This window comes from Lactovum miscens (assembly GCF_014202895.1).
Lineage (GTDB): Bacteria > Bacillota > Bacilli > Lactobacillales > Streptococcaceae > Lactovum > Lactovum miscens.
The window spans coordinates 23,339-37,385 of the sequence record NZ_JACHHV010000017.1 but is presented as its reverse complement, the minus strand read 5'-3'; the positions used below and the strand labels follow the sequence as shown (position 1 = coordinate 37,385).

Below are 14,047 nucleotides of genomic sequence, written 5' to 3'. Positions count from 1 at the left end.
TGAGACTTGGATGAATTGTTATCCAAGAAAAATGTTCAAGTATCAGACACCATTTCAGATGTATCGGGGTGGCTAAATTAAATTTGCAATTTGCCTACTTTTCTATTTTTACAATTTTGAATTTATTATTACGAATTGTGCTAAATCACTTAAGCTCAGGAAATAATCATTAACCATTCACAACCGTGAACCGCGTTTTTAAATGTTCAGGCTGTTTAATTTCTTTTAGAATAGCTTTAGCCATGGTCCCCGAAGTGGTTTCGGATTTACCCTCAGAATCCTTTAAAAGGAAATCAGTTCCATAAAGTATTTCATCGGATGACTTACCCGAAACAAAAGTGACACCAGGAGAGATCCCAGTCCAATTTACATTTTTAACATTTTGTAGAAATTCAAGTTCGTAGAGCTGATTTTCAGGTATGGTTCTCCAAGCCGCAGTTGAGGAGTCTTTCTGGATATCCTCGAATAGAAGATGTTGATCATCACCATTACCAGTATATAAACTTCCAGCGCCTAGTATAAAAATTAGACGGGGTTCACTTGTGTTTCTTAAAAGACTTACAAGCTTAGAAGCCAAATCAATGTGTAGATAAGCCTTATCAGGGCTCGTCGCAAAAGCATTTACAATGATATCAAAATTTTGAATATCAATTCTGGTTAAATCGAAAGCATCTTTTTCTAAAATGTTAATGTTATTGCCTAATAATTTATAAGCTTTGTCGGAGTTTCTTACAATTGCAGTAACGTCAAATTGTTCTTCTTGAGCAGCTTTAAAAATCGCAGACCCAGCCATCCCAGTAGCACCTATTATTCCAATTTTCATAAGTTATGACCTCTTAATTCAAATTTATCTGATTCTGACTCAAAAAGAATGTTTACATTTGTCATTTATCAGGTTTCTCAAATTATAGCACAATATCGAAAGCGGATATTGGAAAAAGCAAGCACCATAGAATGAGAAAGGTTTTATGACATTAGAAAAAAACTTGCCACTGATCCACTTTGTCTGCATTTAAAGATGCGAAAGGCATTCTTTAAATATTTAATAACTCAACTGATTGATATTGATGTATTTTAGATTATAACAAAGTGGTTAGAGAAAATTTTGATGGAGGAGATATCTTGCAAATCCGATGAAGCAATTTCATGAGAGACAAAAAGTTGGGTGCGCAGAATTATAAAAAAATATAAGTTATAAGAAAGTAGTATGCAAAATTTTATTAATTGATAACTTATCACTATAGGAAGAAATTGATGTAAACGCCAAAACAGTGTTTACTTATTATCAAAGAGTTTATAAAGATTATTGTTCGTTTACGTTTGTAAACAAAATAGTTTATTTTCTTAAAATTAGGTGTTATAATGATTTCATAATAAAGATAAGTTATTAAGTAGTTCTTGATTTTGTTGCTGGTAATAAGGTGAATCACTTAATCTGACTATTTTACTTATACCTTTATTGAATTTTAAATAAAATAATTTAATTAATAAGGAAAAGGTGATTTCATGGTAAGTGTAACTATTTTTGGAAAAGGAAACATGGGGCAAGCAATAGGTGGAAATTTTGAGCAGGCCGGAAATAAGGTAAACTATATTCAGTCTGATTCAGAGAAGACCGAATTGGGTGATTTGATAGTTCTCGCTGTGCCTTATTCAGCAGTGTCGAAGATTATTGGAGCTTATAAAGAAGAGTTGTCTGGAAAAGTTGTTGTGGATATCACTAATCCAGTTAACTTTGATACATTTGATGGCTTAGTTGTACCCGCTGATAGTTCTGCAGCAGCTATTATTTCGAGCGAATTACCTAATTCATTAGTTTTAAAAGCTTTTAATACAAACTTTGCGAATACATTAGCAACCAAAAAAGTAGCAAATGAACATCAGACAACAGTTTTATTTGCAAGTGATAGTAATGAGGCTAAAGAAAAATTTGTGGCTGCACTTAATGGGAGTGGCTTAAATCTTTTAGATGCTGGTTCATTGAAGAGAGCTCGCGAGCTTGAAGCAATGGGATTCCTTCAAATTGCTTTAGCTGGTTCTGAAAAAATCTCTTGGGTCGGCGGATTTGGAATTTTTGGGTAAGTGAAGATTTAAAAAAATAAGAAGCAAATAATAAGTACTCTATAATAAATCGTATTGAAAGAAAAAATCAATATGATTTTTTCGTGAACTGTCAAGTTAAGGTTTCAAAAATCAAGGTATTGAAAACCTTATGTGGTATTTTTTATTTCAAGGTTAAGGAAATCAGAATAGTTTGGCTTTATTATAAAATGAAATATTTTGATTAAACTGGGAGTTTTCCGGCAATAAAAGTCACAAAAGTTACTACTAGTGCATAAGATCTTATTCTAACAATAAAGGTTGAGTGTTGTTGGTTCCTCCGTCCAAATACTTGTTGGTTTGATGTTTTCTACATAAATCACAATAAGTTGAATTTTCTAGTAAAATAAAATCTGATTTGATTACAAGATATGGCTGGCCGTAAAGAGTCTTGCCATTTCTACAAGTTTTTATGAAAAGCTGAGGGGTGAGTTTCATCATATTCCCGTTCAATAGAAGAAACAAAGTCTAGCATAATTTGGTGACGCTGAGAGCCAAGTCTTTGACCTTCTGCAGTATTTAGTAAGTCTTTTAACAAGAATAACTTTTCATAAAAGTGATTAATTGTAGTATTTTTTTCCTGACCGTGATAGTCGGATTTGGAAAGATATTTTTGTACTTGTATATCTGGATTGTAAAACTCACGTCCTCGTGACCAACCATATTCGAGGGTGCGAACAATTCCCCAGGCTCCCATAGCGTCAAGACGATCGGCGTCTTGAACAATTTTTCCATTAATATCAAGAATGAATTTTTGTTCCAAGTTAGAGGAAAAACTCATATGGTCGATAATCTCAAAAGTTTTTTCAATGAATACCTCATTCGTAAGAGTGAGTAAAAAAGCCTTAACATTTGCTTTTTGGGCTGGAACATCCGTGGTTAGTTTTTCATCATACGTATCATGCAAATAACAGGAGACAAGGACTAACTCGTCATCAGCTGATGTTTCAGCAATAAGTATTTTTTTTGCTAAGGCAACAACACGCTCAATATGATCAAAGGCATGCCCATTGTTATTAACAGAATGAATTTCTCGTGCAAAGTTTGCAATTTTATCTAGGTCAATCATCTTTCCGATTCCAATCATTTTACTTAACTTCTCATTTTAATTATAGCCTATATCTTTTTTAAATTCATCAGAATTAAAAAATAAAGAAGCCTTAAAGGACTTCTTTATTCAAATTTATTTAAAATAATTAATTCCCATAGCAGATTTTACTTCGTCTAACGTTTGGGAAGCTTTGGCTTCTGCTTTTTCGGAACCTTTTTTCAGTACTTCGTAAACATAATCCATATTTTTGGCGAGTTCAAGCCGTCGCTCGCGAATTGGTCGGAGCTCGCGGTCAAGAATTTCAAGCAGGAACTTCTTTGTCTTAACATCTCCAAGTCCCCCTATCTGATAGTGCTCCTTCATTTTTGCAATTTGGGCTTGATCTTCCGTTTGACCGAAGACATCCATGTAGTGAAATACCATGTTACCTTCAATGTGACCAGGGTCAGCCACGTTGACGTGGGTCGGGTCGGTATACATGCTCATCACTTTTTTCTTCAAGGTGTCTGCATCGTCAGCTAGGTAAATACCATTGTTGAGTGATTTTGACATTTTAGCATTGCCGTCAAGACCGGGAAGACGACCTTCCGTTTCATTTTCAGGATAAATCCCAGATGGTTCAACAAGAACTTCGCAATTATAGGTATGATTAAAGGAACGAACAATTTCACGTGTTTGTTCAATCATTGGGGCTTGATCATTACCAACAGGAACATGTGTTGCTTTGAAGGCAGTAATATCAGCAGCTTGAGAAATTGGATACATGGCAAAACCAGAGGGAACACCTTCACCAAAGTTCTTCTGTTCAATTTCTGTCTTTACAGTTGGATTACGTAAAACGCGGCTAAGACTGACCAAATTCATATAGTACATGGTGAGTTCAGCCAACTCTGGTATCTGGCTTTGTAAAAAGATGGTTGTCTTTGCAGGATCCAGCCCAGCGGCTAAGTAGTCAAGCCCAACATTACCTATAGATTCAATAATTTTTTCAGGTTCTTTGGCATGATCAGTCAGGGCTTGCATATCAGCCATCATAACGAAAGTATCATAGATTCCTTCATTTTGCATAGCTACGCGGCGACGAAGGGAGCCAACATAGTGACCGATATGGAGTTTTCCGGTTGGACGATCTCCAGTGAGAATAATTGGTTTAGACATTCTATTTTCCTTAAAATTTATAAAATAAAAACCCATGGCAACTAATTGCCAACGGGCGCTTAAGCGCGGTACCACCGTGATTTATATCTTTTGAGATTTTTGCTTACAAATTCTTAAAAAATTTCAGACCCAATTTCACTTTCCGAAAACGTTGGTTCGCACAACCACCAACTTTCTATAGATTCAGGCAAAAGCTACTTTTCTGATAGTGAAATTCTAACCCCTTTTGATAATTTTGTCAAATTGAAGGCTGGATTAGCTAATAGGAGTAGTGCTTACACGAAATTGTTTGAGAGATCAAGTGGTTAAAAAAGATGTGTTCAAGAAGGGAGTAATAATTTGAAATAATTGCTTCGAGAGTTTTTAGGACCAAGTCCTTTATGGATAAAAGAGCTAAACGAAGTTGATTACATTCAGGTATAAATTTAATGTGCCAACCATTTTCTGAATCTTTAAAACGAGAGTTAGAAAAATGTAAACCTGCTGACCTTAGTAGAAGGGAACTCAATTACTTCTATATAGCTGTATGTTAGTTGACCATTTAAAGTAAGCTCAATGATGCTAAAATTTTAATTCCCTAGAATATATAAATAATATGATATTATTAACACAGCACTATAATAGAATCCTAGGAATTTAAAATGAAGAAAAAAGAACTTCGCGTAGAAATTCGTAAAGAACTAAAGCGTATTATTTCAAAAGATCACGATCTTCAAAAACTTAGAAAGTTATTTCATGAGGAACTTCCGGCCCCACTTTTTGATGTTTACCAAAAGTTAAGTAAGACAGATTTGACTGTTCTGTATGCTAACAAGGGAGAAAATTTCCGCGCAAAAGACATAGTTGAACGAATTGACGTTACACAAAGTGCAATTTCAAAATCCATTGCACGATTAGAAAAATATGGATTGGTAATAAAAATCCCTCATCCAAGCAATAAAAAAGAATTTTTTATTCAAAATACGCTTGATGGGGAAACAATTGCTCAAGTTAGAGAATTATATAATAGTGAGCAAAGCCACAGATTTAAAAAGGTATCGGATCAGTTTTCAGAGTCAGATCTAAAAACTGTCTTTCGCTTCCTTGCGCAACTTAATGGGGAGTTTGCTGAATGAAGAATGATAAACTAATGTCCCCGTTTGCAGTATTCTTGCTTGGAATTAACTCAATCATCGGGTCTGGTATTTTCCTTCTCGCTGGGAAAATCTATAAAGATGCAGGTACTCTATCTTTATTAGCAATAATATTAGCAAGTTTGTCGATTTTAGTCATATCATTTTCATATGCAAATATGGCAAGAATTTACCCGGAAAATGGGGGTGCTTTCGTCTATGCCAAGGATACGTTTGGACTTTTTGCAGGTTATATCGTTGGCATGGGAGTCTGGATTCAAAGCACTGTAACTTTGGCAGCAGAAGTGGCTGCTCTAATGACGGCTGGCCAGATGTTGGATAATAAGCTCCCAGTTAAAGAATTGGGACTAGGGCTCATTCTTGCATTAGGATTAGTTTCTTATTTTGGGTCTGGTATAATTTCGAAGCTAGATAACCTGACATCAATTGTAAAGATAGCTATCGTCCTCTTGTTTGTTTTTGGAACTATCTGGTTTACGCATAAGGTCAATTTTTCGAATGTTGCATTTACGGGAGGAATTAACGGGTTTCTAGCAGCTTATGGCGCAGTTTTCTTCTTTTTCCCTGGTTTTGCCTTTTTACCAGTTAATGCTGAGAAAATGAGGAATCCAAGACGAACCTTGCCAATAATGCTTGTGGCTGTTATTTTGACTTGTATGGGGGTTTATGTGGCAATTCATGCAATTACCATTGGAGTACTTGGTTCAACATTGCCTAACTATGCAGTTCCTGCAGCGATTGCCTTTGAAAAATTGTTTGGCAATCTTGGTCTTCCAGTTATTATTGTGGGAATATGTATCTCAATTTTGGGAGTTATCATTACGGCAACCTTCAATGCCCCAGTTATTTTGGCAAGCTTAGCAAAGGATCATGAAGATGTGCCCAGCATTGTTGCTCAGGAGAACAAATTTGGCGCGGCAACTCTGGCGATACTTCTTACGATTTTCACTGCAGCAATTCTATTTTCAATTGGAAATTTCGTGTTTCTAAGTGGATTGACTGTATTTATGAGTTTCGTGCAATATCTTTCTACGGGAATTTCAAACATAAAGGAAAAATTTTTTAAAGTTGGTTTAGCAACGATCCTGCTCTCGATTATATTATTGTTTAGTTTCAATCTTCAAGTGCTTGAATTTGGTTTTGGAATCTTAATCATACTTTCATTTATTTATTTTGTAATTAAATTATTACAAGCTATCTAGTCTAATTTCTCAAAATGCTATAATCATGCTATGTCTGATATTTTACAAATTACGATCATATTAATTGCTTCTCTAATTGCTACGATCTGCTCAAAAAGACTAAAAATTCCAGCAGTTGTGGGTCAAATGTTGGTTGGCATTATCTTGTCTCCTTCTGTTTTGAACTGGATACATGGCGGTCAGACGATTGAGGTTTTATCCGAAATTGGTGTAATCTTGTTAATGTTTTTAGCAGGTATTGAAAGTGATCTTTCATTATTAAAGAAAAATTTTAAATTTTCAATGCTTGTAGCGATAGCTGGAGTAATTGGGCCACTTATTGTTTTTTGGTTAGTTGCCCAAATTTTGAATTATACTCTAACGACGAGTTTCTTTTATGGAATAGTTTTTGCGGCTACTTCAGTTTCAATTACAGTGGAAGTTCTGCAAGAATATGGTAAACTTTCGACCAAGGCTGGTTCTATAATTCTTGGTGCAGCGGTGGTGGATGACATTCTCGCTATATTTTTACTTTCAATCTTTTCATCAACTCAGGAAGGTAATGCCAATCTTATTGTTAAATTTGGTTTAGAAATTCTTTTCTTTCTATTTCTTTTTCTATTCCACAGAATACTTCCCAGATTATGGAAATTTGTTGAAATGATTCCTGTTTATGCTAAACACACAACAGTTGCTTTAATTTTGTGCTTAAGTTTGAGCTTGCTAGCGACTGCTGTTGGTATGTCAGCTGTCATTGGTGCCTTCTTCGTTGGGCTTGCTGTTAGCCAAACTGAGCTATCGCATAAAATTGAAGAATATACATCAGTGATTGGTTATGTTGTATTTATTCCAGTCTTCTTTGTTTCAATAGCGACTTCTGTCCGGTTGGATAGCGTTTTAAAGAACCCTATGATCATTTTACTTTTTGTAATTTTGGGGGTGTTGACAAAATTTCTTCCGGTTTATCTTACGAGTCGAGCTTTAAAATTAAACCATCAGGATAGTTTATTGATTGGGACAGGCATGATATCTAGGGGAGAAATGGCATTGATAGTGGCACAAATTGGGCTTGCAGCGTCAATTATTAGTCATGACTTATATTCCGAGTTGGTTATCGTTATAATTCTGGTTACCCTACTTGCTCCTTTCTTTATGAAGTTAGCTATAAAGAGCAAAGCAAAAGATAGGCACTAGAAAATTTTATTAATCATCAAGATGGTATACTAAGCACTTCTCAAAATAATACAGCTGGCTGAGTGTTGATATTTAGTGTTCATTTTAATTAAAAAATGCATGCTAATAGCTCTTGTTATGCTTACTTCTCGTCCTGTCAATAAAAAAATCAAAAGTGGCTTGAAAATAAAAGTAACCACTTGACTTATGTCAAGTGGTTTTTAGCTAAAATATTGTATTTTACTGTATTTCCTCGATAGGAAGGTTCATTCCTTTCCATCCTTCTAAGGCACAAGCAAGCTCATAGGCTTTGAAGCCTTCTGATAGAAGAATGAGCAATGCCTCTTTACCTAAAGTGGTACCCGCAGTCCAGTCATAAACAACATAAATTTTTTCTTTATCAAATTCTTTGATGTGATTTTTTAAGTCTTTTGCCGGTATGGCAAATGCTCCCTTTATTTGGTCTTTCTTAATTTGAGCTGGTGCGTTTCTAACATCAAGCACGACATATTTTGAATCTTCTTTATCAAGATCCGCCAAAACGACTGTGTGGTTAATATATAAGCTAAGATAAGTTTTTAATAAATCTATTTTTTCTGTTTCCATGATTTATTCCATTTCTTTCTGTAATTTTAAAGTTCCTTGGTTAATTGCTTTTAATAAGTGCTTGAGGTTTTCAAGGTCTTTTAAGTCTAACTGACTAAAAATTGTTTTAACTGCTTCAAAATTGTGTGGCATAAAGGCTTTTAATGTTTCATTACCTTTATTTGTAATCTTAAAATAAGCTGATCTTTTATCGCTAGAAGAGGTAATTTTTTCTACCAAATCAATTTGTTCCATAGCTTTTAAAAGTTTACTTACTGTAGGCCTAGAAGCGCCTAGCTTTAGAGAGATATCTGATGGGAGCAGCATATTTTCTGGAGATCTTTTCAAAAACATTAATATAATAAATCTAGACTCTGTTAAGTTAAATTGACTTAATAAAGCATCATATTGTTTTTGCATCTCTCGATAGGTCCACTGAAAATTCAAAAAGTTCAATACTAAATTTTCATCAATTTCATGGTACTCTTCAGCAGTAGCTTTTATACGCTCGCTATCTGGCCTATCTATAAATTTAAAATTTTCCAAAACACCTCCTTATTTAATTTGCTAGCTAACTATATTATATACTTCCATAATCTTTTATCAAGAAATAAGCTTTAGCATATTTTTCCATAATATTCTGGCTGTTTTTGCAACATTTTATTGCAATAATCCTTAATAGGATTCAGATCAGATAGATTATTTGATAAGCTTGAATAACAAAATAGAGCTATGAAGAGAAAAGGGCAAAAGAGTACTTTATATCCAAAAACAAGTACTAGAGTATATCTTTTAATGTCTATTTTTACTATTAAAAACAAAAAAATAGTAAGCTATACTCATGCTATGTTAGAATTAGACTATGAATAAAACGGATTGGTCACAAAGTTTACGTCATCGTTTACCCAAGGAATATTTTACTAGAATGTTGGCTTTTATCAACGATGCCTATCTAAATGGACAAACTTTTCCTGCAGAGGATAAAATTTTTAAAGCAATTGAATTAACTGCCTTGGCTGATACTAAAGTGGTGATCGTTGGCCAAGATCCATATCCGCAGCCTGGGAAGGCACAGGGCCTGGCGTTTTCTTATCCAGAGACATTTAAAGTTACAAGGCCTGACTCTATTGTTAATATAAAAAAAGAATTGGCCGAGGAGGGGATTAATAAAACAACTTCAGATTTGACCGGCTGGGCAGAACAAGGTGTTTTATTACTGAATGCTGTACTAACAGTTCCTGCCTTCTCGTCTAATGCTCATTCTGGAAAAATTTGGGAACCTCTGACTGATGAGCTTATTAAGATTGCGGCAGATGATGAACGGCCAAAAGTTTTTATTCTCTGGGGAGGGTTTGCTCGAAAAAAAGCTAGTTTGATTGACTCGGGTAAGCATTTAATTTTACAATCAGCGCACCCCTCGCCCTTGTCAGCTAGTCGTGGATTTTTTGGTTCAGGTGTTTTCAGCAGAGCTAATGATTTTTTAATTAAAAGTGGTCAAAGTCCGATTGATTGGAGCAAGTAAAATTCTAGATCAAAAAACTCAGCTCTAAAGATGTAATCTTTATTTAATCAAACAACTGTCCATTCTATTAAATGGTCAGTCATCACAAAATCCGATTTCCCAAGTTGTGCTTCTTTCAAATGTAAATAGGGTAAGGTTGGTTCCTTCTTTGGTTGAGAAGCTAGTGATTTAACTTTGGTGGACTTAGTTCCAAGGGGCTCAAACTATGAAAGGAAATTCTAGCCATTCGGAATTCACTTTTAGAAGATTGGCATAAATTTAAAGAGATTAATTAGTATATAAATGCTAAGTGTGCTCTTTGTAAATTGGCATAAGCACAATGAGGCTCTGAATCATGCTTAAATAGAATAAAAGGAGTTAAGTTAAAATGAGGAAACTTGTATTATTTTTGCATTCATCGCTTGATGGTATTGTTGAAGGACCAAATGGAGCCATGGATATTGGTTATGTAGCTTATGATAATGACTTGGAAAAGGAAACAAAGCATATTTTGTCAACGGTTGATACAGTGATTTGGGGGCGTGGAACTTATGAGGGCATGTATAGCTACTGGCCAACGATTCGTACAAATCCTGAGTCGACAGATTACGAAAAAAATCATCTTGAGTGGATTGAAAATGTTGAGAAGGTTGTCTTTTCAAGAACTTTAGATCAAGTCAATTGGAAAAATAGCCACTTAGTCAAAGAAGATTTATCTGGGGAAATCAGAAGAATGAAAGAACTGCCTGGACAAGACATGTTGATTCTGGGAAGCCCACGTCTGGCGCATGAGCTGATGAAGTATAACTTGATTGATGAATATAAACTAACAATTTCTCCTGTGATTGTGGGACAAGGCTTGAAATTGTTTAAAAATTTTGAGCACCAAGAGAATTTGAAATTAGTTCGAAGTAAGGTTTTAGCCTCAGGCGCTTTAAGCTTAGATTATAAAGTAATCCGCGATTAGGAGATTTAATATGAAAAAAATATACTTTTTATGTACAGGGAACTCATGCCGCAGCCAAATGGCTGAAGGCTATGGTCATGAATTTTTGGAAGGCTGGGAGGTTCGTTCTGCTGGAGTTGAAACCCATGGATTGAATTCTAAAGCAGTACAAGTGATGGCTGAAGATGGGCTTGATATATCAAAATATAAATCAACTCTAATTGATCTTGACTATTTTAACGCGGCAGATTTAATTGTAACTTTATGTGGAGATGCACGTGATAAATGCCCAATGATTCCATTAGGGCATGCTCAACAACATTGGGATTTACCAGATCCAGCTAGGGCGATAGGGACTAAAGAAGAAATTATGGAAGAATTTCGCCGGGTACGCGATGACATAAAGCAACGTGTACAACGTCTGAAAGATATAGAAAGCGTATAAGGAAATGTATCAATTTTACTGGTATTCTAAGTGCTCAACCTGTCAAAAAGCCAAAAAGCAATTGGAATTAAAGAATATTAGTTATGAGACCTGTGATCTCATTCAAAACACTCCTTCAGCGGATCAATTCGAAAAATGGATGAAGCAGGGAGATTTTGAAATGAAGAAATTCTTCAATACAAGTGGAATTAAATATCGAGAGCTTGGTTTGAAGGATAGGGTTCCAAATTTTACAATAAAAGAAGCGGCTAAAATGTTAGCTTCGGATGGCATGTTGGTTAAGCGACCATTGGTCTTGAAAGAAGATCATGTTGTGCAAATCGGGTATAACAAAGAAAAATATGAAGATTTGTGATTTAAGCCAATTAAATAAGGAGAACAAAATGACAAAGAAAACAGCGTTTATTACAGGTGCAACCAGCGGAATTGGTCAAGCAACTGCTCGACTTTTTGCGGATCACGGGATTGATCTTGTTATTACTGGTCGTAGACAAGAACGATTAAATGCAATGAAAGAAGAACTTTCCACTAAAGTAAAGGTGGAAACTCTGAATTTTGATGTACGTGATCGTGCAGCTGTTTTTGCAGCTATTACCGGCTTGTCAGAAGATTGGAAATCAGCCATCAATATCTTGGTAAATAATGCAGGAAATGCACATGGTTTAGCGAGCTTCCAAGATGCGGATTTGGATGATTTTGACGCTATGATAGATATCAATGTTAAAGGACTTCTCTATGTGTCAAAGGCGGTTTTACCGTTTTTGATGAAAAACAAGCAAGCCCATATTGTAAACATTGCTTCAATTGCGGGTAAACAAGTATACCCAAATGGAAACATTTATAATGCATCAAAATTCGCAGTAGATGCAATTTCTCAAGCCATGCGTATTGATTTGTTGAATGAAGGCGTTAAAGTTACCAATATTGCACCTGGTTTAGTTGAAACTGAATTTTCTTTGGTACGTTTCAAAGGTAATGAAGAAAAGGCAAATGCGACCTATGATGGACTTGAGCCATTGGTTGCAGAGGATATTGCTGATAGCATTTACTATTCAATTAGCCAACCAGATCATGTTCAAATCGCTGATCTACTGATTTTACCGAAGGCACAAGCTTCGGCCAGAGATTACAAACGTAACTAATCAGTTGACCGATAGATCAAAAAGTGATAGAGTCATGAGTATCGGTTATTTCAGGGTTAATGATTTTAAATTTTTGCGAATCCACAAAAATGAAAACTTCGACAGATGAAATGTCGAAGTTTTTAATTAGAACTGCAAATAGTATTTATTGTGGCCTAATGCAAAGCTTTGAGATTAATCATTTTACCAATTGATAAAATATTATTACTATGAAAAAAAGGAGAGGTTATTTAATGGCTACGCCCAATACAAACATGCTAGAAGGTCCGCTTTTCAAACGAATGTTAGTATTTTCTTTACCAATAATGGGAATGTACATCTTGCAACTCCTCTTTAATACAACTGATATGGTGATGGTCGGTAGGTTTTCTGGTAGTAATGCATTAGCTGCTGTTGGAGCAACAGGTTCACTCATCAATTTAATTATTGGTCTTTTTATGGGCTTATCGGTCGGTATTACTGTAACTGTTGCTCAGGACATGGGAGCTCGCAAGTATAAAGATGTAAGTGAGACAGTTCACACTTCAATGGTAATTGGTGCTCTTGCAGGGATTGCTGTCATGATAATGGGAATAGCTATTTGTCGTCCTATTCTTGTTGCAATGGGGACACCACAAAATGTAATAGGTTTGTCAGAGACTTATATGACAATTTATTTTATTGCTATGCCTGCAACTATGATTTACAATTTTATTGCAGGTATTTTGCGGGCAATTGGAGATAGTTCGACAGCCATGTATTTTCTATTGATTGCTGGTGTGATTCATCTTATTTTCAATTTTATTTTTGTGATTGGCTTTCATATGAGTGTGGCTGGTGTTGCGATTGCAACAGTTATTTCAGAATATATTGCAGCTTATCTATTTATTCATAAACTTTTGGTAGCTCATGATATGATCCGGCTTCATTTAAAAAAATTAAGAATTCACAAGGATAAAATGATGGAAATAATAAAAATTGGGTTACCTGCTGGTATGCAGAGTTTCCTCTTTTCATTTTCAAATGTCCTTATTCAATCGGCAGTGAATTCTTTTGGAGCAACAATGATGGCTGCTAGTGCCGCTTCGAGTAATGTTGAAAATTATATTGGGACACCAATGACTGCTTACTACAATACAGCAATTGCATTTACTGGGCAAAATTTTGGAGCTAAAAAGTTTGACAGAATTGATAGAATTGCCAAGATTTGCCTTCTTTTTATTTTTGCTACTTGGATATTACTGGGTGGTTTTACTCTCTTATTTGATAAGCAAATTATTGGGATTTTTTCAACAGACAATGCAGTCATTAAGTTGGGTGTGCTACGCTTAACAGTAATTATAATTGCGTATTTCACAAATGGTGTCATGAATGTCTTCCCAGGCTTAACTCGAGCGATGGGCTATTCAGTTTCACCAATGCTTGCAACGCTTATTGGCGCTTGTCTTTTTAGAATTGTCTGGCTCCTTACAATTTTTACCACAGTGCACACTGAACTTATTTTGTTCATTTGTTATCCGATTACATGGGGCTTAGCAGGAATTTTTCAGTTAATGATCTTTTTCTATGCTAGAAAAAAGATTAGAAATAATCAGAGAGAATGGGTAAAAACAAAGCTTAAGACTGTGTCGTAAAATAAAAGCTTGGTCTATC

15 protein-coding genes are annotated in these 14,047 nt (G+C 35.1%); 10 read left to right on the top strand and 5 right to left on the bottom strand.

Annotated elements, in window-relative coordinates:
- Window positions 1-169: 169 nt before the first annotated feature.
- A complete protein-coding gene (locus HNQ37_RS05465; protein ID WP_183540108.1) occupies window positions 170-823 on the bottom strand; it encodes an NAD(P)H-binding protein in 654 nt (217 codons plus the stop codon).
- Between the two features lie 683 nt (window positions 824-1,506).
- Here HNQ37_RS05465 and HNQ37_RS05460 point away from each other — a divergent pair.
- Window positions 1,507-2,082, top strand: a complete 576-nt coding sequence (locus tag HNQ37_RS05460) for an NADPH-dependent F420 reductase (protein ID WP_183540106.1) — start codon at window positions 1,507-1,509, stop codon at window positions 2,080-2,082.
- Window positions 2,083-2,500: 418 nt separating this feature from the next.
- On the opposite strand, the gene HNQ37_RS05455 is transcribed toward HNQ37_RS05460, so the two are convergent.
- Both HNQ37_RS05455 and trpS read right to left on the bottom strand, forming a co-directional pair.
- Window positions 2,501-3,169 (bottom strand): HD domain-containing protein, encoded by a 669-nt coding sequence (locus tag HNQ37_RS05455; protein WP_183540110.1) that lies wholly within the window; start codon window positions 3,167-3,169, stop codon window positions 2,501-2,503.
- Between the two features lie 114 nt (window positions 3,170-3,283).
- Entirely contained in the window at window positions 3,284-4,309 is a 1,026-nt protein-coding gene (trpS, locus tag HNQ37_RS05450; protein WP_183540104.1) for a tryptophan--tRNA ligase, read from the bottom strand.
- A 641-nt stretch (window positions 4,310-4,950) separates the two neighbouring features.
- Here trpS and HNQ37_RS05445 point away from each other — a divergent pair.
- Genes HNQ37_RS05445 through HNQ37_RS05435 form a run of 3 tightly spaced genes read left to right on the top strand, consistent with a single transcriptional unit; the run spans window position 4,951 to window position 7,817 of the window.
- Window positions 4,951-5,424 (top strand): MarR family winged helix-turn-helix transcriptional regulator, encoded by a 474-nt coding sequence (locus tag HNQ37_RS05445; protein WP_183540102.1) that lies wholly within the window; start codon window positions 4,951-4,953, stop codon window positions 5,422-5,424.
- On the top strand, window positions 5,421-6,644 hold the full coding sequence (locus HNQ37_RS05440; RefSeq protein WP_183540100.1) for an APC family permease: 1,224 nt from the start codon (window positions 5,421-5,423) through the stop codon (window positions 6,642-6,644). The genes HNQ37_RS05445 and HNQ37_RS05440 overlap by 4 nt, the downstream gene beginning before the upstream one ends.
- A 30-nt stretch (window positions 6,645-6,674) precedes the next feature.
- Window positions 6,675-7,817 (top strand): cation:proton antiporter, encoded by a 1,143-nt coding sequence (locus tag HNQ37_RS05435; protein WP_183540097.1) that lies wholly within the window; start codon window positions 6,675-6,677, stop codon window positions 7,815-7,817.
- Window positions 7,818-8,036: 219 nt separating this feature from the next.
- Here HNQ37_RS05435 and HNQ37_RS05430 read toward each other — a convergent pair whose 3' ends face one another.
- Both HNQ37_RS05430 and HNQ37_RS05425 read right to left on the bottom strand, forming a co-directional pair.
- Window positions 8,037-8,402 carry a rhodanese-like domain-containing protein gene (locus tag HNQ37_RS05430; RefSeq protein ID WP_183540095.1) on the bottom strand — a complete coding sequence of 122 codons (366 nt, stop codon included), beginning with the start codon at window positions 8,400-8,402 and terminating at the stop codon, window positions 8,037-8,039.
- A 3-nt stretch (window positions 8,403-8,405) separates the two neighbouring features.
- Complete coding sequence (locus HNQ37_RS05425) at window positions 8,406-8,927, bottom strand: MarR family winged helix-turn-helix transcriptional regulator (protein ID WP_183540093.1); 522 nt, start codon at window positions 8,925-8,927, stop codon at window positions 8,406-8,408.
- A gap of 316 nt (window positions 8,928-9,243) precedes the next feature.
- On the opposite strand from HNQ37_RS05425, the gene HNQ37_RS05420 reads away from it, so the two are divergent.
- The 6 genes from HNQ37_RS05420 (at window position 9,244) to HNQ37_RS05395 (ending at window position 14,028) form a co-directional block, all read left to right on the top strand.
- Entirely contained in the window at window positions 9,244-9,903 is a 660-nt protein-coding gene (locus HNQ37_RS05420; RefSeq protein ID WP_183540091.1) for a uracil-DNA glycosylase, read from the top strand.
- A 367-nt stretch (window positions 9,904-10,270) separates the two neighbouring features.
- Complete coding sequence (locus HNQ37_RS05415) at window positions 10,271-10,849, top strand: dihydrofolate reductase family protein (protein ID WP_183540089.1); 579 nt, start codon at window positions 10,271-10,273, stop codon at window positions 10,847-10,849.
- A gap of 10 nt (window positions 10,850-10,859) precedes the next feature.
- Window positions 10,860-11,273 (top strand): arsenate reductase (thioredoxin), encoded by a 414-nt coding sequence (arsC, locus tag HNQ37_RS05410; RefSeq protein ID WP_183540087.1) that lies wholly within the window; start codon window positions 10,860-10,862, stop codon window positions 11,271-11,273.
- Window positions 11,274-11,277: 4 nt separating this feature from the next.
- Window positions 11,278-11,628: an arsenate reductase family protein gene (locus HNQ37_RS05405; protein WP_183540085.1), complete on the top strand. Its 351-nt coding sequence runs from the start codon at window positions 11,278-11,280 to the stop codon at window positions 11,626-11,628.
- A gap of 28 nt (window positions 11,629-11,656) precedes the next feature.
- Window positions 11,657-12,415 carry an SDR family NAD(P)-dependent oxidoreductase gene (locus tag HNQ37_RS05400; protein WP_183540083.1) on the top strand — a complete coding sequence of 253 codons (759 nt, stop codon included), beginning with the start codon at window positions 11,657-11,659 and terminating at the stop codon, window positions 12,413-12,415.
- A gap of 233 nt (window positions 12,416-12,648) precedes the next feature.
- Window positions 12,649-14,028 (top strand): MATE family efflux transporter, encoded by a 1,380-nt coding sequence (locus tag HNQ37_RS05395; RefSeq protein ID WP_221289072.1) that lies wholly within the window; start codon window positions 12,649-12,651, stop codon window positions 14,026-14,028.
- The last annotated feature ends 19 nt before the right edge of the window (window positions 14,029-14,047 follow it).